Source organism: Streptomyces sp. NPDC002623 (assembly GCF_053592635.1).
This window is the reverse complement of record NZ_JBSFWB010000009.1, coordinates 325264-346525: the sequence shown is the minus strand read 5'-3', so window position 1 is coordinate 346525 and position 21262 is coordinate 325264. Positions and strand designations below refer to the sequence as shown.

Genomic DNA, 21262 nt, shown 5'->3' with positions numbered 1-21262 from the left:
GTACCCGTGGTTACGGGTACCGCCCTCCCCTCATGCGCGGACCGGCCGTCTCGGACCTGGTCCGGTCAGAAGGTCCTGCGGGGGGCCGGCGGGAGCGCCGGGATGTGGTGCAGCGCGGTGGGTGTGGGCGGCTGGCCGATCTGCCCGACCCGCTGCCACTGGGACTGCTGCCCCGTCCCGTGCCGCGCGCTCTGCGCCCCCGCGCTGTAGGCGCTGTACGAGCTGCTGAACGATCCCGGGCGGGGCGCCGCGTATGTGCCCGTGTTGTGCGGGATGTTCCCGAAGGCGGTGAACCCCAGTTCGTCCTCGCCGCTGCGGTCACCCGGCAGCGAGCGGAACGTCTTGACGTACTCGGCGTAGAGCGCGTCGTAGATCGGCGTGGCCGATGGGCCGCCCTGGGAGTCCTGAGCCGGTCGCGCGGACGGGATCGACGGGAAGGCCGGGCGGCGGGGAACGTCGTAGGTGTGCACGTATGTCCAAACGAGGTTGGACTTCAAGAGATGCGGTCGCACGGCATGCCGTTGGGGGCGCGGGGCCGGGTTTCAGCTGCGACCGCAGTCCCCGCCCCGTGCCCCCGTGCGGGACTCAGGTCCCGGCGAGGGGAAGCGCGGCCCCGACCAGCTGCCCGTTCGCCGCGGCCTTGTCCAGCGCGCCGCGCAGCAGGTCCTCCCGGGGCTGGCGGCCGATCGACCCGACCGGGGCCGCGAACATCAGCACCTGCTGGTGCTTGTTGGCCGCGGCCCGCCACCCTTCCGTCACCTGGAGCGGCTGGTGCGCCTGCCACCAGGCGACCGGCTGGCCGCCGTTGGCCGACGGCTGCAGCACCGCGTGCAGCTGCCCCATCGCCAGCAGCACGGACCAGCCGTGCTGCACCGGCGGCACCTCGGTCAGCTCGCTCAGCGGCATGAAGCCCTGCTCGATCAGCAGCGGCAGGAAGTCGTCGCCGGCGCCGACGGTGCCGGGCCGCACGATGGGCGCGGTCGGCTCGACCACCAGGGCCGGGTGCAACTCCCCGGCGATCAGGACGAGTCCGCTGGTCACGCCGAGCACCGCCTGCTCGGGGACGACCTTGTCGGGGTCCAGGTCGACGGTGTCGCCGCTGATGGAGCGCACCGCGCCCTGCAGCTGCTCCTCGGTGACCTGGACGACCTGGGAGGGCAGGCAGGTGGCGTGGGCGAAGGCGAGGACGGCGGTCTCGTCCCCGATGAACAGGACGGTGCTGGTGCGCTCGTTCTCGGAGTCGCCCTGGGTGCGGCAGGACGTGCAGTCGTAACTGCCCGGGGCGTTGTCTCCGGCGAGTAGCCGGTCGGCTTCTTCGTCGCCGATCTCGGCGCGTACCTCGTCGCTGACGTCGAGCATGCGCGGCACGGGTGGCTCCCTCGGATGCGGTGCGTGGGCGAGGCCGGGTGGCTCCGGCTCGTGGTCCGGGCAGGTCCCCGGCTCATGAAGAAGACAACGGGCGAGCTGTGGCGGGAGTCACGCTGCAACGCTGACGGAATCGAACCATCCTGCATGCAGCGTCACGCTGTGTGCGGAATTGGACACTCCATGTCAAGTAACAGAGAGGTTACGGAAGTTGGCCCGGTGAACTGACTCACAGTTTGTTCGAAGGCCTGGTCGACAAATCATGAAATGAGGGAATGAAGTAGGTGGCCGGAATTCGCCGCTACCTACGGTAACGGCTAACTGGCCTGGGACAACAGGGAGTTGGTTGATAACGGGTCATCAAGGTCCCTAGATTGCTCCGCCGTGTGCAACTCGCACCGCTCGGGTACGTCCGCCGGCCGCGCAGAGCCAGACGAAGCGTCAGACGCAGAGTCGGCACCGCGCGGCACCATCGCCGGCGGACGGGGCGGGGCGCGCCGACCGCGTCACTGCGCGGCCGACGCGCCCGGCCACGGGGAGCCCGGGTACGTAGAGAGGGATCTACATGTCCGAATGTGCCGATAACTACACCCGCAAGGCTTCGCGCAAGACGGCGGTCCTCGCCGGGGCGGTACTCCTCGCCCCCCTCGGACTGCTGTCCGCGACCGGCAGCGCCGCGGCGGCCGACAGCGGGGTGTGGGACCGCATCGCCCAGTGCGAGAGCGGCGGCAACTGGCACATCAACACCGGCAACGGCTACTACGGCGGGCTGCAGTTCTCCGCCGGCACGTGGCGCGCGTACGGCGGCACCGCCTACGCCTCGACCGCCGACAAGGCCAGCAAGGCACAGCAGATCTCTGTCGCCGCCAAGGTGCAGAAGGCACAGGGGTGGGGTGCGTGGCCGACCTGCTCGGCGCGCGCCGGAGCGTCCGGCAGCGCGCCGGACTCCGGTTCGTCCTCCACCAAGTCGAATTCGAGCAAGTCGAATTCGGGCAAGCAGAACTCGAGCAAGTCGAGCAAGTCGAGCGGGTCGAGCTCGGGCAAGTCGAACTCCTCGAAGTCTTCGAACTCCTCGCACTCCGGTTCTTCGAAGTCGAGCTCCTCGACCGCGCCGGAGCGTTCGACGAGCCAGACCTCCCGCGGTACGTCCCGAGGCGACTACACCGTCGTCCGGGGCGACACCCTCAGCACCATCGCGGCCCGGTACGCGACGACCTGGCAGCGGATCTACGCCGCCAACAAGGCCGTCGTCGGAGGCGACCCCGACCTCATCGTGCCCGGTCAGCGCCTGACGCTCTGAGCACCCGCCAGTGGCCCCACCCGGAGTACCGGCCGGGTGGGGCCACTACGGCGTTCCGGGCGGCCGTGCCGCCCACTCGCCCGCCTCCCCGGCGAACGCGACGGCCCCGCGGCGGAGTTCGTACACGAAGGCCCGCCGGCCGAGCAGCACGGGCGGCAGCCGCTGCTCGGCCAGCACCACGCACGCGTCGAGCGAGGCCAGCAGCTCGTAGGTACGGGCCGCGACCGCCGGGGCCATGCCCTGGGTGGGCTCGTCGGCGAGGACCACACGCGCGTGCGTCGACAGGGCACGGCACAGGGCCACCATGCGCTGCTCACCGCCGGAGAGCGTGCCCGCCCTGCGCGCGAGCAGGCTCTTGAGGTGGGGGTAGACGGTGTGGTCGGCGGCGGCGAGGTCCAGGTTCTCCCGCACGGTCAGCGAGCCGAACACCGCCCGCCGGTCGGGAACCAGGCACAGTCCGTGCCGCGCCCGCTCGAACGCGGGCATCCCGGTCACGTCCGTCCCGTCCCAGACCACCGCGCCCCCGGACAGGGGCACGACCCCGGCCAGCGCCCGCAGCGTCGTCGTACGGCCCGAGCCGTTGCGGCCCAGCAGGACGGTGAGGCCCGGGGCGGGGGCGGTGAGGGAGACGCCGTGCAGGGCTTCGAGCGGGCCGAAGCGCACGCGCGCGTGCCGCAGGGCGAGCTGGGAGTGCCGGGTGAGCGGGGAGTGCCGGGCGAGCGTCACGGGTTCGCCTCCTGCGCGGCCAGGGCGTCGAGGACGCGGTCGGGCGGTCCCGAGGCGACGATCCGGCCCGCCGCCATGACGTGCACGACGTCGGCGAGGCCGGCGACCAGGTCCAGGTCGTGCTCGACGACGAGCAGGGCGGTGCCCTCGGCGGCCAGCGCGCCCAGCACCCGGGCGAGCGAGGCCACCTCGACGGTGTCGAGACCGGCGGCGGGCTCGTCGAGCAGCAGCACCCGCGGGCTGCCCGCGAACGCCCTGGCGAGCTCGACCCGGCGCAGTGTGCCGGTGGGCAGCCCGGCGGCGGGCAGCGCCCTGACCGCCCCGTCGAGCCCGAACAGTGCCAACGCCCGTTCCGCGGCGGCCGGGTCGGCGATCCGCCCCTGCTCGGCGCCGACCCGGACGTTCTCGGCCACCGTCAGCGACGGGAAGACGGCCAGCTCCTGGAAGGTCCGCGCGACACCGAGCCGGGTGCGGGCGGGCGCGGCGAGCCGGGTGATGTCGCGCCCGTCGAGCAGCACCTGCCCGCGCGCGGGACGCAGGGTCCCGGCGAGACAGTGGAACAACGTGCTCTTCCCGGCCCCGTTGGGCCCCACGACGGCGACCACCCGACCGGCCCCGACGCTCAACTCGACCCCGTCCAACGCGGTGAACCCGCCGTAGCGGGCCCGCAGACGCCGGGCGGTGAGGAGGGGAGCGCGGGGAGCCGGGGAGGGGGCGCGGCGCGCAGCGCGGTGTGGCGGGGGCGGGGGCGGGGTGCGGTCAGGGGCGGGCGGCGCGGGGGGCGGTGGGCGCGAGGCGCCCGGTCCGTCCCGCCCCAGCCTTTCCCTCACCTGTGCCCCCAGCGGGGTCAACGTCGCCCTCCGCTGCCGGGCTCCCGCCCGCAGCCGCTCGCCGATTGCGCGCAGGGCGCCGTGCGGGCCGTCGGGGAAGCGGCCCAGGAGCACTGCCAGGACTCCCACCAGGGCCGCCGCGACTCCGCCTCGGGCCCCCGCGTCCAGGCCCACCAGGAGGGCAGCCGCGGCCAGGGCGCCCAGGGTGCTGTCCGCGCCCAGGACGATCACGGCGGCGAACCAGAGCAAGCCCCGCACGGGGTCGTACGCGCCCGCGTCGAAGGCGCGCAGGCCCATGCCGAGCAGGGCGCCGCCCAGCGCGGCCAGGGCGGCGCCCGCGACGAAGGCCAGGAGCTTCAGGGACGGGACGCGTACGCCCGCCGCGGCCGCGCCCGGCTCGTGGTCGCGCATCGCCGCGAGGGCCCGTCCGGTGCGGCCCCGGCGCAGCGCCCGGGTCGCGAGCAGCGCGGCCGCCAGCAGGGCCAGCTCCAGGACGTAGTACGCGCGGTCCCCGTCGAAGCCGGCGGGGCGGCCGAGGGAGAGGCCGGACGTGGCGTACGGCTGGGCGAAGACGAAGCGGCTCACCGCGACGCCGACCACGAAGGTCGCGAGGGCCAGGGCGAGGCCGTGGCGGCGGATCGCGGGCCAGCCGGTCAGCAGGCCCAGCGGGGCCACCAGCAGGACCGCCACGGCCAGCGCCGCCAGTTCGGGGAGACGGGGGAGGCCGGGGAAGCGGCCGGCCGCGAGCAGTGCCGTGAACAGGGCGCCCAGACCCGCGTACGCAGCCTGCCCGAGCGAGATCTGGCCGCCGCGGCCGGTGACGACCACCAGGGACAGCAGGATCACGCCGAGGGCGGGCACCTGGACCGCCGTGTGCAGGTCCGAGCCCGCGAGCCCGAGCGGCAGCAGGAACAGCACGACGGCCACGATCCAGGCCCCCGGCGGGGTCGTCGCACGCGCGCGTGCCGGACGCGGGAGCGCGTCGCGCGTGCCGACGCCGGGCAGCGCCAGTGCGGCGACCAGCAGGGCGAGGACGAACAGGTTCGCGCCGACCGCCTGGAGCAGCGGCGCGCCCCAGCCCGTCGGATGCAGCCGGGTCAGCTGGCTCTGCGCGACGCCGATCCCCAGGGCGACCATCACCGCGACCGGGAGACTGCGCATCCGCGCCGCCACCGCGACCGCGACGACCTCCATCACCAGCAGCGGCAGCCCGTACGGGTCCAGGCGCACGTACGGCGCCAGCAGCACGCCCGTCAGACCGGCGGTGAACGACCCGAACGCCCAGCCCGCCGCAGCCACCCGGTCCGCGTCGATCCCGCCGAGCACGGCCAGCTCCCGGTCGTCGACCACGGCCCGCAGCTCCCGCCCGAAGCGCGTCCCGCGGATCACCGCCGCCACGCCCACGGCGAGCGCCAGTACCACGGCGAGCTGCCCCCATGGATCCGCCGACGCCGACACCAGTTCCGGCACGTCGTCCCGCGCCCCCTGCCCCCACACCAGCGCCGCCCCGCCCACCAGCAGCACGAACACCCCGATGGACGCGACGAGGGTCTGGGCCGGGTCGTCGCCGAGGACGGCGAGCGGACGGAAGACGAACCGTTCCAGCAGCACCCCGACGGCCGGCGCGAACACCAGCAGCGTGACCGCCGCCGCCGGCCACAGCGGCCACCCCCACCCCACCACGCACTGCCGCAGCACGTAGGCGCACAGCATCGCGATCGCCCCGTGCGCGAAGTTGAGCACGCCCGTCGCCCGGTAGGTGACGATCAGACCGATCCCGGTGAGCGCCGCCGCGCTGCCGACCGAGAGACCGGCGAGCGTGAGGTCGTAGGTGAGGGAGGACATCAGGAGTCCGCCGCGTCCGGCTCGCAGATGGGGCACGGGTCGAGGTCGCCGGTCGCCAGCAGCCGGCCGTCCACCGGCACCGCCTCCGCCTTCCCGGCGACCAGCGGGCAGTCCGCGCGGTGCCACAGGGTGCCGCCCGGCACCATGCGCAGCTCGCCGCTGACCGCGACGGGCGCGGTCGCCGCGGACTCCTCGGGTTCCTCCGGCCCGGCCGCCACCAGCAGGCCGTACAGCTCGTCCACGCGCGCGTGGGAGACGGCGCTCCGGCCGTAGGTGAGGAGGACGGCCGCGGCGACGATCAGCGCGGCGCCGGGGATCGTGCAGGAGGCCAGATAGGGCAGCTGGCGTTCGGCGTACCGTTCGCCGGAGACGCCGTACCAGCCGACCGCGCACAGCACCGCGCCGACGGCCAGCGCAGCCCAGCCGGCCCACAGGACGGGGTGGACGTTGCGCAGTCGCGCACTCGGCGCGCTCCGCACGGTCGGCGTCCTCGGCATCGTCGGCTCCCACACGTCGTGTGTCTGGCTGCGTTCTCAAGCCGGCCAATGGCTTGCACTATGCCCTCTGGAAGCTGACCCTGAAAGCACCGGGCGTCCTCGGCCCGGACCGACACCCGGTGGTGAGCCAGATGGTTCTCGGGAGCGACCTCAGGCGGGGGAACGCAACGAGGGGAGGCGGCCCGCGGGCGGCGGGACGGGGCACGGCACTGGCGGCCGCCCTGATCCTCCTGCTGACCCCGGCCCTCGCGGCCTGCAGCGACGACGACTCCGGCGGCAGCGCTTCCGGAACCCCCTCGGCGTCGGCCCCGGGGACGACGACGAGCGCGCCCGCGGCCACGAACGCGCCCGCGGACCCGGCGGCGGCCGAGCGGGAGATCCGGCAGAACTGGGAGAAGTTCTTCGACCCGGCGACCTCCGCCGAGGACAGACAGGACGTCCTGGAGCACGGCGAGCTGATGGGCCCGGTCCTGGACGCCTTCAGCGGTGACCAGCGCGGCGGGCAGGTGGCGGCGAAGGTCGAGAAGGTGGAGTTCACCAAGCCGACCGAGGCGACCGTCACGTACACGCTCACGCTCGACGGCGCGACCGCCCTGCCGGGCGCCTCCGGCACGTCCGTGGAGGAGGACGGCACCTGGAAGGTGTCCGTCAACTCGCTGTGCGCGCTGGTCCGGTTGAGCGGCGATGCGTCCGCGTCGGCGCTCCCGGGCTGCTGAGACGGCCGCTGCGGCGCTGCTGCTCCTGCTGAGCGCGGCCTGCGGCAGCCGGCTCCCGGAGAGCGACTTCGCGTCCCCTGCCGCGTCCTCGCGGGCCCCGTCCGGGCAGACCGGCGGCGCGCCCATCCGCGTCGGCATCATCGCCAGCGCCACCAGCCCGGTCGGCGGCAGCGCGTTCACCGGCCCGCGCGACGGCGCGCAGGCGTACTTCGACCGTCTCAACGCGCGCGGGGGCATCGACGGCCGCCGCGTCGAGGTACGGCTGTGCGACGACGGCGGCAGCGGCGTCGGCGACAACACCTGTGTGCACCGGCTGCTCGACGAGGACAAGGTCGTCGCCCTGGTCGCCACCACCGCCCTGGACTACGCCGGAGCCTCCCGGGTCTCCCGCGCGGGGGTGCCGGACATCGGCGGCCAGCCCATCGGCGCGGCCTACGACACCTGGCCGCACCTGTACGGCGTCTACGGCAGCCTCGCGCCGCGCGACGGCCGCCCGGGCTGGGACGGGGAGCTGTACGGCGGCACCGAGGCCTACCGGTACTTCAAGCGTGCGCACGGAGCGCGTACGGCCGCCGTCGTCTCCTACAACCAGTCCGCGTCCGCCGCCTACGCGAGGCTCGTGGAGCGGGGTCTGAAGGCCGAGGGTTACAAGGTCGTCAGCGAGCAGGTCGACTTCGCGCTGCCCAACTTCCGCGCGGTCGCGGCCGACCTCGAGCAACAGGGCGCCGACCTCGTCCTGGACGCCCTCGACACGCACGGAAACGCCCGGCTGTGCGAAGCGATGGACGAGGTCGGCGCGAAGGTCACCGCCAAGGTGACGAACGTCCAGAACTGGAACTCGACCGTCCCCGAGGACTACAAGGACTCCCCGAACTGCCGTAACGCCCTGTGGGCGACCGGGTCCAGCCGCAACTACGAGGACACCTCGAACCGGGCCGTACGGGAGTTCCGGGACGCCACCGAGGGGCTGAAGACGCACTCCCAGTGGCAGCTGGAGGGGTGGGCGGCCGCCAGGTGGTTCACGGAGGCGGCCGAGTCGTGCGCCGAGCACGGCGGGACGGAGGAAGGCGGGACAGGGGGAGACGGTGTCACGCGCGCGTGCGTCGACGCCTTCATGAACCGCAGCCAGGGGTACGACGCCGGCGGGCTGCTGCTCCCCGTGCGGTTCGAGCGGCTCGCCGAACCGCCGAAGAGCCGCCGGACGTGTCTGTCGGTCGCCCGCTGGCAGGACGGCAAGGGCTGGGTCACCCAGTCGGAGATGACCGACACCTGCTTCGACGTCCCGCAACTGGCGTACACACCGTGAGACACCCGGCCCGTCGGGTACGGAGGACGGGTACGGAGGAGGTGTGGGGGAACAGTGCATTTCCTATGCGCAGTCAGCTCCCGAGATCCCGCCCGGAATCGAAAAGGAACGGGTTGTGTGGACGGCTGTCCGCGCGCTTTTCGGCGGGTTATTCGGGGCACCCGAACGACACACGGGAATTAAGTTCGAATGCACGCGGCAGGCGTACGAAACCGCTCGTACGTGTGATCTGGTTGGGCCGAAACGCGTGTCGTGGTCCTGTGACAGAAGTGTGACCGGAGTGATCCGTATCCCCGGTCCGGTCTTCCCGGGGCGCGCCCCGCGGCCTAGCGTGGCGGCATGGCACCGAATCACACTCCGCCAGCGGAGCCCCAGGACAATCCGGACGGGTACGTCGGCCTCGAGGCCGCACGGGCCGAGCGGCTCGCCCGCGAACGGGGATGGTCGACGGTGCGCTCGCTGGCGCCCGGGACGATCGTCACCATGGAGTACCTCTTCGGGCGGCTGAACTTCGAGGTGCGGGCCGGACGCGTGACCCGCGCCTGGAAGGGCTGAGCCGTTCGCAAGCGGCTCGCGCCGACACGGCGAAGGCCCCGGTTCCCGAGCTTCGGGAACCGGGGCCTTCTGGCGCGGGACCGGGTTGTGCGTACCGGGGTCCCGCCGTGTCGGGCGGCGATCGCGCTGGTCAGCCGCCTGTGAGGGGGCGGGTCGCCGAGGCCGTCGTACCGCGGGGGAGGCGGTCGGCGTGCGGTGGGCGGCGGGTTCCGATCGGGGTGACCGGGGTGCGTTCCGAGCGCGTCGCGTGTGGGCCGGGGGCCATGTAGGCCGGCGCGCGCGGGGACCTGGCCGGGGCGAGCGGCTCGCGGGCCGCGGCAGCCTCGTCCTGGGCCACGGGGTGCGGCTTGAGGGGCAGGGACACGGCGACGGGGGCCGCCGGAGCCGGAGCCGGAGCCGGGAACGTGGTGCTGCGGCGCTCGCGCCGGCGGTCACGCAGGGCGAAGATCGAGACCTCGGCGCGCGCGATCAGCGGCTCGCACCAGGGCAGCGCCAGCAGGACCAGCAGACCGGCGGCCCAGCCGAGCACCACGTCGCTCAGCCAGTGCGTACCGAGGTAGACGGTGGTGAGGCCGACGCCGAGCGAGACCACCGCGGAGACCGCGGACAGCCAGCGGCGCGCCCTCGGCGTGGAGGCCAGATACGCCAGGATTCCCCAGGTCACCACGGCGTTGGCGGTGTGGCCGCTGGGAAATATATCGCCGCCCAGACCCATCTCGTTGGAGCCGATGGTCGTCGCGTAGTGCGGTCCCAGCCGCCCCATGCCGAGCTTCGCGGCGCCCACGGTGATGTTCAGCAGCAGCAGCGAGGCGCCCAGGGTGAGCAGCGGGCGAAGCGTGTGCTGGCGCCAGGATCTCCAGCCGAGCCAGGCGGCGACCATCACGGCGGTCGGGCCGCGCTGGCCGAGGACCACGTAGTAGTCGAGGAAGGCGTGGATCTCCGGCCACTGCTGGTAGGGCCGGAAGAACATGACCTGCCAGTCGAAGCGGACCAGCCATGAGGTGACCACCACGAGCCACACGATCGCCAGATAGAAGGCCAGGGTCGCGGACAACAGGGCGACCCGGTGCCTGCTCATCTTCGGCACATCGATGTGGGCCGGTCGTTCCGGCTCACGGTCGAGCCTGGCGAACACCCGGTCCAGACGGGTGAGGTTTTGTTCGGTACGCACCTAAACGACGTTACAGCGAGTGAGCTCGCGACCCGGCCGATACCGCCGGTTTGTGATGACGATGTGATGTGGGATTGCTCTCAGGGAGCTGTTTATTACTGTGGAATGAGTATTCGTCGAACGCTGTTCCCTTCAATTCTTTTGATCATTCCACGGGATGCTTTTAGGGAACTTATGAAAAGGTTCACCGAAATGCCGGACTCACCGTTACGGAGGGCCGGAGCCGTTCAGCCACCACGCCCCGTACACGGCCGAGGCCGTCGCGAGGCCCGCCAGCACCGCCGCCGCCCCGGCGGTCCGCAGCCGGGCCAGGGCGAGGGCGAGCGGCAGCAGCAGCGGAAAGGCGGGCAGCAGCAGGCGCGGCTTCGAGCCGAAGTAGCTCGACGCGCACAGCGCGAGCGCGAGGACCACGCCCCCGTACACCAGCAACGGGAGCGGCTGGCGCTGCCGTACGCAGGTGACGTACAGCCACAGCAGCAGGGCGACGCCGACGATCAGGCCGAGGCCGGCGAGGGCCGACGGGAACGATGTGAACTTGTCGGCGACGAAGCGGGCGAAGGCGTACCCGCCGTCGAAGCCGTTGCGCCAGCCCGCTTGGACGTCGAGGTAGCCGAGGAGCCCCTTGCCGGTGTGACGGCCGACCCACAGGACGTACCCGGCGGCGCCGAGGGGCGCGAGGAGCATGCCGAGAGCGCGCGGTGCGAGGCGGGGCCCGCCGGCCGTGACCTCGCGCCCGGAAGGGTCGCCGGCCGACGGGCGAGGGGCGCGCTCGGGGGCGGGCGCGCCGGACTCGGGCGCTGTGCTGCGGGTTCCCGCGAACGAGACCGTCCGGGACGACTCCCGCTCCCGAAGGAAGGACGCGATGCCCGCCGCCCACACCGCCGCGACCACCGCGAGCCCCACCGGACGGGTCAGCCCGGACAACGACGCCAGCACCCCGGCGGTCACCCACCGGCCGGTGAGCACCGCGTACAGCGACCAGGCGGCCAGCGCGGTGAAGAGCGACTCGCTGTACGCCATCGACTGGACGATCCCGACGGGCAGGACGGCCCACACCAGCACCGCGCACACCCCGGCCCGCCGCCCGTACACGTGATCGGCGACCGCGAAGATCCCCCCGGCGGCCGCGAGCGAGGCGACCAGCGAGACGACGAAACCGGCGTCGGCGTACGACAGCGGGGTCACCGCGTGCAGCAGCCTTTCCAGCCAGGGCAGCAGCGGGAAGAAGGCCAGATTGGAGTGGACGTCGCCGTTCGGCAGCCGGACCTCGTAGCCGTAGCCCAGCTCGGCGACCCTCGTGTACCAGAGGGCGTCCCAGCGGGCGGTCAGCAGCGTGTACGCGCTCTTGTCGCGGGCGGCGCTCCACAGGGCCAGGGCGAGCAGGCCCAGGGCGCGCACGGCGGCGTACCCCAGGAGGGCGGGAGCCGCCCGGCGCAGGGCCGCGGCGCCGCGGGGCGTCACACGCGTCTCGAGATCGGTCACGGGCTCGATTATCGACGGGGTGCTCGGCGGCGCGGACCGCCGGGGCGTGCGCGACGGTGCACGCAGGCGCGTCAGGGGGCGCGGCAAGGGGCGTGGGGAGTGGCGTACACCACACAGGTTGCCCGTGGACGGTGAGAGGTCCGCCACTTGGCCGTGGCGCGAACTCGCGTACGCTGCGTTCCACTCGTGTTCGTTTGCGCGGGCCGGAGACCACCGCTCCTCTCCGGCCGAGTCGCGGGGAGTCCCCACCCCGCGAGCCCGCCGGAACGAGGGATCACCTGGGAGGTACGTACATGTCCGGGACGACCACGGCCGCCGCTGGGCTGCGCCGTAGGGCGGCCGGGGCCGGTGCCAACCGCTGGGTCGTGCTGGTGGTGCTGTGCGTCAGCCTGCTGCTGGTCGCCGTCGACGCCACCGTGCTGCACGTGGCGGTGCCCGCCGTCACCGAGGACCTGCGGCCCGGCGGGATCGAGCTGCTCTGGATCGTCGACACCTATCCACTGGTCTGCGCCTCGCTGCTGATCCTGTTCGGCACGCTCGGCGACAAGGTGGGCCGTCGGCGGGTCCTGCTGCTCGGATACGCCCTGTTCGGCGTCGCCTCCGCACTGGCGGCGTTCGCCGGGAGCGCGCAGACGCTGATCCTGGCGCGGGCGCTGTTGGGCGTCGGCGGCGCGATGATCATGCCGGCCACGCTGTCGATCCTGCGCCAGGTCTTCCCGGACCGGCGCGAACGGGCGCTGGCGATAGGCATCTGGAGCGCGGTGGCCGCGGTGGGCGCCGCGGTCGGTCCGCTGCTCGGCGGCTTTCTCCTGGAGCACTTCTGGTGGGGCTCGGTCTTCCTCGTCAACATTCCGTTGATGCTGGTCAGTCTGCCGATCGGACGACTGCTGCTGCCCGAGTCACGGGGCGCCAAGGACGGCCCCTGGGACGTGGTCGGCGCGCTGATGGCCGCGGCCGGGCTGTTCGGTGTCGTGCTCGGCGTGAAGCGGCTGGGCGGCGGGGAGCTGGGACTGTTCACCGTGGCGCCGCTCGCCGTGGGCGCGGTGCTGATCGCGTTGTTCGTCCGCAGGCAGCGGCGGTGCGCCCATCCCCTGGTCGACCTGCGGATGTTCGGGCGGCCGGCGTTCAGCACCTCGGTGGGGTGCATCGTGCTGGCGATGCTGGCGCTGGTGGGCCTCGAACTGATCGCGGCGCAGTACCTGCAACTGGTGCTGGGGCTGTCCCCGCTGGAGACGGGCCTGCGACTGCTCCCCCTCACCTTCGCCGCGATGGCCGCGGGGCTGGCCGGGGCGCGGCTGCTGCGCCAGTTCGGCCCGCGGCGGATGGTGTGCGGGGGATTCCTGCTCACGGCGTTGGCCGTGCTCACCCTGACCGCCATGGGCGGCTCCGACAACGCGGGGCTGCTGCTGATCGGGTTCCTCCTGCTGGGCTTCGGCCTGGAGACGACCTTGTTCGCGGCCTACGAGTCGATGCTGAGCGAGGCCCCGCCGGAGCAGGCGGGCGGGGCGGCGGCGATCGGCGAGACCTCGTACCAGCTGGGCGCGGGGATCGGGATCGCGCTGCTCGGCAGCGTGATGAACGCGGCGTACACGCCCGGACTCAACGGTGTGCCGGGGGTGCCGGCCTCCGCATCGGCCTCGGCGGGGCATTCGCTGGGCGAGGCCTACGAGGTCGCCGGGCGGCTCGGGGGGTCGGCGGGGGCGGCCCTGCGCCGGGCGGCTCGGGACAGCTTCGTGCACGGGCTGCATGTCACGCTGCTGGTGAGCGCGGGGCTGCTGCTGCTCGGGGCGCTGATGGCGGTGCGCCTGCCGCGGGTCATGCAGTGCGAGGCGCCTCCGGCGGAGGTGGAACTCCCTGCGCCCCGGGAGGTCGCGAAGTCCCGCGTCTCGGCCTGAATCTCCCACCCACGCACCGCTCGTTTGCTGTTTCTTGATCGGTGGGCGTTTCCCGCGGGGCTTGTTCGCCGTTGGCGTCTTGCGGTCGCAGCGCGACTCGGGGCAGGGTGGTTAGCGGTGCTAGTTTTCCAGTGGCGGAGGGTTTGCCGATGTCTGCGTCCTCGAAGTTGCCCCCCTTCGACCCCGCCGATCCCCTCGGCCTCGACGACCTGCTCGAGCCCGAGGACAAGGCCGTGCGGGACACCGTGCGGGCGTGGGCCGCGGATCGGGTGCTGCCGTATGTCGCCGAGTGGTACGAGCGCGGCGAGCTGCCGGTCATCCGGGAGCTCGCCCTCGAGCTCGGCGGGATCGGGGCGCTCGGGATGTCGCTCAGCGGCTACGGATGCGCGGGCGCCAGTGCCGTGCAGTACGGGCTCGCCTGCCTCGAACTCGAGGCCGCCGACTCCGGGATCCGTTCCCTCGTCTCCGTGCAGGGATCCCTCGCCATGTACGCCGTCCATCGCTTCGGCAGCGAGGAGCAGAAACAGGCCTGGCTGCCGAGGATGGCCGCCGGCGAGGTCATCGGGTGCTTCGGGCTCACCGAACCCGATCACGGGTCCGACCCGGCCGCCATGCGGACGTACGCCAAGCGCGACGGCTCCGACTGGGTGATCGGCGGGCGCAAGATGTGGATCACCAACGGGTCGGTCGCCGGGGTGGCCGTCGTCTGGGCGCAGAGCGAGGACGGGATCCGGGGGTTCGTCGTCCCGACCGACAGCCCCGGGTTCTCCGCCCCGGAGATCAAGCACAAGTGGTCCCTGCGGGCCAGCGTGACCAGCGAACTCGTCCTCGACGACGTACGGCTGCCCGCCGATGCCGTGCTGCCGGAGGTCACCGGGCTGCGGGGGCCGCTCAGCTGTCTGTCCCACGCTCGCTACGGCATCGTGTGGGGCGCGATGGGCGCGGCGCGGTCGTGTTTCGAGACCGCCGTCGAATACGCGAAGACCCGGGAGCAGTTCGGGCGGCCCATCGGGGGCTTCCAGCTCACCCAGGCCAAGCTCGCCGACATGGCGGTCGAACTGCACAAGGGGCTTCTGCTCGCCCACCATCTGGGGCGGCGGATGGACGCCGGCCGCCTGCGTCCCGAGCAGGTCAGCTTCGGCAAGCTCAACAACGTACGGGAAGCGATCGAGATCTGCCGGACCGCCCGCACGATCCTCGGGGCCAACGGGATCTCGCTCGAGTACCCCGTCATGCGGCACGCGACCAACCTGGAGTCGGTCCTCACCTATGAAGGCACCGTCGAGATGCACCAGCTCGTGCTGGGCAAGGCGCTCACCGGACTCGACGCCTTCCGCTGACCCCCGGAGGGGGCAGGGCCGGCGAGCGGCCCTGCCTCAGCTCTGGTTGAAGAAACCGTCCGCCCGACGCGCGGACGGGTCGCCGTTCACGATCTCCGTGTTGGCGGGGGTCAGCAGGAACACCCGGGTGGACACCCGCTCGATCGAACCCCGCAGGCCGAAGATCAGCCCGGCCGCGAAGTCGACGACGCGCTTGGCGTCGCCGGCCTCCATGGCCGTGAGGTTCACGATGACCGGCACGCCCTCGCGGAACAGCTCACCGATCGCCCGCGCGTCCCGGAAGCTGTCCGGGGTCACGGTGCCGATCCGTCGGCCCTTCTCCTCGGCCGTGTCCGCGGCGACCTTGACGCGGGGGTCGGTGACCCAGGCCTCTCCGGAGTCGGTCCCCTCGGAATAGTCGTCGTCGTAGTAACGCTCGTCATCGTTGTCGTCGACGAGGCCAAGCCAGGCACTCGCCTTGCGCACCGATCCCATGGACGCCTCCTCTCACAGCGGTCTTTCTGCTTTCCGCATTCCCCATGGTCGTCCATGATGCGGATGTCGCGCCAAGTGGATAGACGCCGCGCGGGGGGTTTGTGACGGTACTGGTGCACAGCGAATCCGTACAGAGCCCGCGCCCCCCAAGGGTCCTACCGCATACGGCTGCTGACTGTGAGTGAAATATGATTCTTCGTGGCGGATGGGTGACGCTCGGTGCGTCCGGGTGAACCGAGACGTTCACTCCGGCATGACAATCGGTCGATAACATGCGCCAGCTCAATGTCCCAAGGACGACGGGGGTTGTCGTGTTCGGAATCGTCAGGCCATGCAGTCACCGGCTCGGTGAAGGTCTCAAGACGCAGTGGATGGCGCATCTGTGCGGGCTGTGTCTCGCGCTGCGCGGTGATCACGGGCAGTTCGCCCGGGTCGTCACCAACTACGACGGGTTGCTCATATCGGTTCTGACGGAGGCTCAGGCCGAGCGGGTCACGGCCGGCGGGTGGCGGCGGACGGCGGGACCCTGCCCGTTGCGCGGGATGCGCACCGCGTCCGTCGCGCAGGGGGAGGGCGCGCGGCTCGCGGCCGCCGTCTCGCTGGTGCTCGCCTCCGCCAAGGTCCGCGACCACGTCGCCGACGGGGACGGGCTGCTGGCGCGGCGGCCGGTCGCCGTCGCCGCGCGCCGGGTCGCCGCGAGCTGGGGGCGGGCCGGGGAGCGCGGCGGGGCCGCCGTCGGATTCGACACGGCGGTCCTCGTCGACGCCGTGGACCGGCAGGTCGGGATCGAGGCGCTCGCCGGACCGGGCACCTCGCTGCTGACCGTCACCGAGCCGACCGAGACCGCCACCGCCGCGGCCTTCGCGCACACCGCGGTCCTGGCGGGCAGCGCGGGCAACGCGGCGCCGCTCGCCGAGGCGGGCAGGCTCTTCGGCCGGCTGGCCCATCTGCTGGACGCGGTCGAGGACCGGCACGCCGACGCGGCGAACGGCGCCTGGAACCCGCTGACGGCCACGGGTACCCCGCTCACCGAGGCTCGGCGGCTCGCCGACGACGCGCTGCACGGGATCCGGCTCGCCCTGAAGGACGCCTCCTTCGTGGACGGCAAGCTGGTGCATCTGCTGCTCGCGCACGAACTGGAGCGGTCGGTCGACCGGGCGTTCGGCACACAGAGCTGCGGACACGCCCACGGCCCGGAGGGCGGGCACGGGCCGCAGGGCGCGTTCGGGCCGCCGACCGGTCCCTACGCCCCGCAGGGCCCGGTGGATCCGAACGCGCCCGCCGACCCCGGCAACCCGTACGGCAACCCCTACGGGGGCGAGCCGCCGCGGCCCGACAAGCGGGGCTTCCTGGCCGGCTGCGCGGTCGCGATCGGGCTGTGCTGCACCTGCAAGGCGTGCTGCGCCGACGAGTTCGAGGGGCCCTGGTCGCGGAAGAAGCGTGAAGGCTGGTGCAGCAACTGCGACTGCAATTGCTGCGACTGCTGTGACGGGTGCGAGTGCTGTGAGTGCTGCTCCTGCTGCGACTGCTCCTGCTGACGAGACGTCACCTGCCGTGTGCGGGCGCTCATCGTCCGTGGCGGGCGGGCGCCACGGTGAGCGGCGAGCACCCCGGGGACGTATCTCCCGGAGAGGATGCGGACGCGGAGGCTCGAAAGGATCAGTGATCATGCCCGGGCGTTCTGACAAAACCGTGCCGCTCGCCGTGAAGATCGTGGTGAGCGGCGGGCTCGGCGTGGGCAAGACCACCTTCATCAGAGCCGTCTCCGAGATCGAGCCGCTCGACACGGAGGCGGCCATCACCCAGGTGTCGGTCGGGGTCGACTCGCTCGAGGGCGTGGAGTCCAAGACGACGACCACGGTCGCCCTCGACTTCGGCCGGATCAGGGTCGATCCGACCATCGCGCTGTATCTGTTCGGCACGCCCGGACAGGGCCGGTTCTCGTTCCTCTGGGACGACCTGGTGGAAGGGGCGCTCGGGACGGTCGTCCTGGTGGACACCCGGCGGATCGAGGAGTGCTTCCCGGCCGTCGACTACTTCGAGACCCGGGGCCAGCCCTTCGTCCTTGCCGTGAACCGCTTCGACGGGGCCGAGCGGTTCGAACTGAAGGACGTCCGGGAGGCGTTGGGGCTGAGCGTCGACGTGCCGGTGCTGGAGTGCGACGCGCGTGAGCGTGACTCCGTGCGGGATGTGCTGGGGGCGTTGATGGACCGGGTGATCGGGTTTCGGGCCGCCGCCGGACGGAATGCGGTCGGGGTGCGCTGATCGTTGTGAAGGGTGCGCGAGACGAGGGGGCGCGCGGGTGTGCGTGAAGGCTGGACCGGGTGCGGGCAAGAGCACGAGAAGGGCGCCCCGGGAACCGGGGGCCGCAGTGGGTCAGCTCAACAGGAACAGGACCACACGCGACCGAAGTCGATGTGGGAGCGGGTGACCAGCCACTGCTGCGGATGCATGGGCCAAGTGGAACAGGTCTCCGGTTTTGCGTCAACCGACGTGAGACGTACGGCTCACAGTGTGGACGGCCTTGACAGCTGGGGGAAACGCCCGCGTACGCTCGCCGGGCGGCCCTGCTGAGGGGCTAGGCCGTTTCCGGTGCGTGAAGGCACCCCACCGTGTCCAATCCAGCTGTCACGGAGCCTTCGCATGTCTTCCGAAACCCTCACTCCCGCATCCCCTGCCAGCCTCGTGATCGTCGGGGGCGGGCCGCGGGGTACCGGTCTCATCGAGCGGATCGCCGCCAACGCGCCTGAGCTGTACGCCGGTTCGGGTCTCGACATCCACCTCGTCGACCCGCATCCGCCGGGCGCGGGCCGTATCTGGCGGGCCGCCCAGTCGCCGCTGCTGTGGATGAACTCGCACGCCGAGGACGTCACCATGTTCACCGACGAGACGGTGCAGATGGACGGCCCCGTGCGGCCCGGCCCCACCCTGCACGAGTGGGCCGGCATCGACGGGCGCACCTTCGCCGACCGGCGGATCCAGGGCGACTATCTGCGCTGGGTGCACGAGCAGGCCGTCGCCGCACTGCCCCCGGACATCACCGTCCACCACCATCCGCGGCGCGCGCTGCGGGTGAGCGGCTCCCGCGAGGGGCGCCAGCAGGTGTGGCTGGAGGGCCGGGACCGGCCCCTGATCGCCGACCTCGTCGTCCTCGCCCTCGGCCACCTCGACGCCGAACTCGACGACGAACAGCGCGAGTTGGCTGCCTATGCGCGCGAGCACGGGCTCGTCCACCTCCCGCCGGACTTCACCGCCGACAGCGATCTGTCCGCGCTCCCGGCCGGCGAACCCGTCCTGGTGCGCGGCTTCGGGCTCGCCTTCGTCGACCTGATGGCGCTGCTCACCGAGGGGCGCGGCGGACGGTACGAGGGGGACGCGTACGTGCCCTCGGGGCGGGAGCCGGTGCTGTACGTCGGCTCCCGGCGCGGAGTGCCGTACCACTCGAAGATCGGCTACGACTGGACCGGTGAGCGGCCGCCGCTGCCCCGGTTCCTGGGACCCGCCGAGGTGGACGGACTGCTCGCGCGGCCCGAGGGCTTCGACTTCCGGCAGGACGTGTGGCCGCTGGTGGAGAAGGAGCTGGGCTTCGCCCACTACCACCGTCTGTTCACCGTCCACGCCGAGCGGACCGCGATCGCCTGGACCGACTTCGAGGAGAAGTACGCGGCCGCCTCCGAGGGCGCCGAGCGCGAGGCGCTGGTGGCCTCCGCGGTGCCCGACCCACGTGACCGGCTCGATCTGACCGCCCTCGACCGACCGCTGGACGGGGTGACGTACGGGTCCTTCGAGGAGTTCCAGGAGGGCCTGCGCGGATACGTCGAGGACGATCTGAGCCGCCGTCACAATGCGGCCTACAGCCCTGACCTGGCCGTTTTCCTGGGACTGCTGTCCGTCTACGGGCAACTGATCCGGCTGGGGAACATCGGCTCCTCGTGGCACGGGTTCTTCAGCTACCTCGCCTCCGGGCCGCCCGGCCCCCGGCTGCGGCAGCTGCTCGCCCTGTCCCGGGCGGGACTGCTCAAGTTCGTCGGCGCCGACATGGCCGTACGTGCCGAGGACGGGGTGTTCCGGGCGTCCGGGGCGACCGTGCCCGGGTTCTCGGTCGAGGCGCGGGCGCTGGTCGAGGCCCGGCTGCCCGAGCCTACGCTCCGGCGCGCCCTCGACCCGCTGCTGCGCGAGCTGCATACCGACGGCGCCGGCGAGACCCCGGACGGGCTGCTGCGGGTGGACCGCGCCGACGGCCGGATCCTGGACCGGGCCGGGCTGCCGCACCCACGGCGCTTCGCGCTCGGCCCGAACACCGACGGCCGTACGCCCGGGGCGTTCACCCGGCCGCGCACGGGAGGCCCCGCGTTCCGGCAGAACGACGCGACCGCGCGGGCCGCCCTGGTGTTCCTGCGGGACCTGGGCGCCGACGCCGTCGGGTGAGCCGGTCGAGCACTGCGCAGCGGCACCGCGTCCCGTGTCAGAGAAAGGGTTCCTCCCGATGACCTCATCGCCCGGCCGGGGCCTGCTGCACCTGGCGGCCGCAGTCGACCTGCCCGGGGTGCGCGACACCGGCCCCCACGTCGAGCTGGCGCGACTCGCCGAGCGCGGTGGGCTCGACTTCGTGACGCTGGACGACGACGCCTTCGCGGGGCCCGGGCCGGACGCGTCGGCCGTGCTGTCCCGGGTGGCGCCGGCCACGCACCGGGTCGGACTGGTGCCGAGGTGCACCACCGCCGACGCGGCGGCCGACCTCGACCGGGTCAGCGCAGGCAGGGCCGGATGGCGGATCGGCGGGATCGCCGTCTCCGCCGCCGAGAGCCCTTCCCCGGTGTCCGGCCCTGCGCGGGGACGACCCGTGTGCGTCGTCGACGCCGTCGAGGGACCGGCCCTGTCCGTCGCCGCGCGCCGGGCCGACGTGGCTCTCGTCCGGGTGGCGGACTGCGCGCAGGCCCGTGCCGTCGGCGACCGACTGCGTTCCGAGGCGGCCCGGTCGGGACGCGACCCCAACAGCCTGCGGGTCCTGGTGAGTCTGCTGATCGACCTCGGCGACGGCGAGCACGCCGCCGAACGCGGCCACGGCGGGGGCGGCCCCCGGCAGACCGCACAGGGCCCGCTCTACCGGGGCGGCCCCGTCGACCTCGCCGACCTGATCGCGTCCTGGCGGCAGGACGGCGAGGTCGACGGCTTCCACCTGATCCCCGTGGAACCGCGCCGCGACCTGGAACGGCTGGTCAACGGCACGGTGGCGCTGCTTCAGCACCGCGGTATGTTCCGCACCTTCTATCCGGGCAGCACACTCCGCGAGCACCTGGGGCTGCCCCGGCCCGCCGACCGCCCGACGATCCGGACGGTCGACTTCCGGACACCCCCGGGACCCGGGTGACGGAAAAGGACGGCACCGCGCTCCGGCGCACCCGACGCGGACGGATGCACAGCCGTCGACCTCCACCGTGCGTACTGCCTCCGTGCGCCTTGCCGACGGTTTCGGCTGCCCCGGACCGTCGCCGGGGAACACATGTCACGTGGCGGTCGAGGCAGGGGAGCGCAACCTGGTCTGAGCTGGGGCAAGAGGGCTGCCGGAGGGATCAACTCGGGCAGTTCGATCGAAGTCTGACGGCCGAAAGGCGCTCTTGCGCCGACCGGCCGTTCGGCCGAATACTCCCCCTCAGCGCTTGTCAGGGGCACGGCGTGTCCGATTTACGGGCGAACGTCGGTCCTGGCTGCGCCTCACGGGCCCCGACCCCACACGACGGGCCCCCGACTTCCCCTGGG

The 21262-nt window shown here is 72.7% G+C and carries 18 protein-coding genes; 10 read left to right on the top strand and 8 right to left on the bottom strand.

Going from position 1 to position 21262, the window contains the following annotated elements:
- Positions 1 to 65: 65 nt before the first annotated feature.
- Entirely contained in the window at positions 66 to 470 is a 405-nt protein-coding gene (locus tag ACWD4O_RS19690) for a hypothetical protein (protein ID WP_451281325.1), read from the bottom strand.
- 115 nt (positions 471 to 585) lie between these two features.
- Complete coding sequence (locus ACWD4O_RS19685; RefSeq protein ID WP_450951491.1) at positions 586 to 1368, bottom strand: hypothetical protein; 783 nt, start codon at positions 1366 to 1368, stop codon at positions 586 to 588.
- A 562-nt stretch (positions 1369 to 1930) separates the two neighbouring features.
- Here ACWD4O_RS19685 and ACWD4O_RS19680 point away from each other — a divergent pair.
- Positions 1931 to 2665, top strand: coding sequence for a transglycosylase family protein (locus ACWD4O_RS19680; protein ID WP_451281323.1), 735 nt, complete (start codon positions 1931 to 1933; stop codon positions 2663 to 2665).
- A gap of 45 nt (positions 2666 to 2710) precedes the next feature.
- Here ACWD4O_RS19680 and ACWD4O_RS19675 read toward each other — a convergent pair whose 3' ends face one another.
- From ACWD4O_RS19675 to ACWD4O_RS19665, 3 genes are read right to left on the bottom strand one after another with little or no spacing between them, the layout of a single operon-like run.
- Positions 2711 to 3391, bottom strand: coding sequence for an ABC transporter ATP-binding protein (locus ACWD4O_RS19675; RefSeq protein WP_451281321.1), 681 nt, complete (start codon positions 3389 to 3391; stop codon positions 2711 to 2713).
- Positions 3388 to 6066 carry an ABC transporter permease subunit gene (locus ACWD4O_RS19670; RefSeq protein ID WP_451281319.1) on the bottom strand — a complete coding sequence of 893 codons (2679 nt, stop codon included), beginning with the start codon at positions 6064 to 6066 and terminating at the stop codon, positions 3388 to 3390. The genes ACWD4O_RS19675 and ACWD4O_RS19670 overlap by 4 nt, the downstream gene beginning before the upstream one ends.
- Positions 6066 to 6563, bottom strand: coding sequence for a hypothetical protein (locus ACWD4O_RS19665; RefSeq protein ID WP_451281318.1), 498 nt, complete (start codon positions 6561 to 6563; stop codon positions 6066 to 6068). The genes ACWD4O_RS19670 and ACWD4O_RS19665 overlap by 1 nt, the downstream gene beginning before the upstream one ends.
- A gap of 131 nt (positions 6564 to 6694) precedes the next feature.
- On the opposite strand from ACWD4O_RS19665, the gene ACWD4O_RS19660 reads away from it, so the two are divergent.
- The 3 genes from ACWD4O_RS19660 to ACWD4O_RS19650 all read left to right on the top strand — a co-directional run bounded on the left by ACWD4O_RS19660 (position 6695) and on the right by ACWD4O_RS19650 (position 9140).
- Positions 6695 to 7279 carry a hypothetical protein gene (locus ACWD4O_RS19660; RefSeq protein ID WP_451281316.1) on the top strand — a complete coding sequence of 195 codons (585 nt, stop codon included), beginning with the start codon at positions 6695 to 6697 and terminating at the stop codon, positions 7277 to 7279.
- Positions 7248 to 8585: an ABC transporter substrate-binding protein gene (locus tag ACWD4O_RS19655; protein WP_451281315.1), complete on the top strand. Its 1338-nt coding sequence runs from the start codon at positions 7248 to 7250 to the stop codon at positions 8583 to 8585. Before ACWD4O_RS19660 ends, ACWD4O_RS19655 begins: the two co-directional genes overlap by 32 nt.
- A 339-nt stretch (positions 8586 to 8924) precedes the next feature.
- Positions 8925 to 9140, top strand: a complete 216-nt coding sequence (locus ACWD4O_RS19650) for an I78 family peptidase inhibitor (RefSeq protein WP_451281313.1) — start codon at positions 8925 to 8927, stop codon at positions 9138 to 9140.
- Between the two features lie 130 nt (positions 9141 to 9270).
- On the opposite strand, the gene ACWD4O_RS19645 is transcribed toward ACWD4O_RS19650, so the two are convergent.
- Positions 9271 to 10311: a phosphatase PAP2 family protein gene (locus ACWD4O_RS19645; protein WP_451281312.1), complete on the bottom strand. Its 1041-nt coding sequence runs from the start codon at positions 10309 to 10311 to the stop codon at positions 9271 to 9273.
- Between the two features lie 207 nt (positions 10312 to 10518).
- A complete protein-coding gene (locus ACWD4O_RS19640; protein ID WP_451281311.1) occupies positions 10519 to 11793 on the bottom strand; it encodes a mannosyltransferase family protein in 1275 nt (424 codons plus the stop codon).
- 293 nt (positions 11794 to 12086) lie between these two features.
- On the opposite strand from ACWD4O_RS19640, the gene ACWD4O_RS19635 reads away from it, so the two are divergent.
- Together ACWD4O_RS19635 and ACWD4O_RS19630 are read left to right on the top strand one after the other, a co-directional pair.
- A complete protein-coding gene (locus tag ACWD4O_RS19635) occupies positions 12087 to 13688 on the top strand; it encodes an MFS transporter (RefSeq protein ID WP_451281309.1) in 1602 nt (533 codons plus the stop codon).
- Positions 13689 to 13837: 149 nt separating this feature from the next.
- A complete protein-coding gene (locus ACWD4O_RS19630; RefSeq protein ID WP_451281307.1) occupies positions 13838 to 15028 on the top strand; it encodes an acyl-CoA dehydrogenase family protein in 1191 nt (396 codons plus the stop codon).
- A 36-nt stretch (positions 15029 to 15064) separates the two neighbouring features.
- On the opposite strand, the gene ACWD4O_RS19625 is transcribed toward ACWD4O_RS19630, so the two are convergent.
- Positions 15065 to 15502: a cell division protein SepF gene (locus ACWD4O_RS19625; protein WP_351915227.1), complete on the bottom strand. Its 438-nt coding sequence runs from the start codon at positions 15500 to 15502 to the stop codon at positions 15065 to 15067.
- A 311-nt stretch (positions 15503 to 15813) separates the two neighbouring features.
- Between ACWD4O_RS19625 and ACWD4O_RS19620 the strand changes: the two genes are divergently transcribed.
- The 4 genes from ACWD4O_RS19620 to ACWD4O_RS19605 all read left to right on the top strand — a co-directional run bounded on the left by ACWD4O_RS19620 (position 15814) and on the right by ACWD4O_RS19605 (position 20873).
- Positions 15814 to 17040 carry a DUF5685 family protein gene (locus ACWD4O_RS19620; protein ID WP_451281305.1) on the top strand — a complete coding sequence of 409 codons (1227 nt, stop codon included), beginning with the start codon at positions 15814 to 15816 and terminating at the stop codon, positions 17038 to 17040.
- A 130-nt stretch (positions 17041 to 17170) separates the two neighbouring features.
- Positions 17171 to 17767: a GTP-binding protein gene (locus ACWD4O_RS19615; RefSeq protein ID WP_451281303.1), complete on the top strand. Its 597-nt coding sequence runs from the start codon at positions 17171 to 17173 to the stop codon at positions 17765 to 17767.
- 378 nt (positions 17768 to 18145) lie between these two features.
- On the top strand, positions 18146 to 19930 hold the full coding sequence (locus tag ACWD4O_RS19610; RefSeq protein WP_451281301.1) for an FAD/NAD(P)-binding protein: 1785 nt from the start codon (positions 18146 to 18148) through the stop codon (positions 19928 to 19930).
- 58 nt (positions 19931 to 19988) lie between these two features.
- On the top strand, positions 19989 to 20873 hold the full coding sequence (locus ACWD4O_RS19605) for an LLM class flavin-dependent oxidoreductase (RefSeq protein ID WP_451281299.1): 885 nt from the start codon (positions 19989 to 19991) through the stop codon (positions 20871 to 20873).
- Positions 20874 to 21262 lie beyond the last annotated feature (389 nt).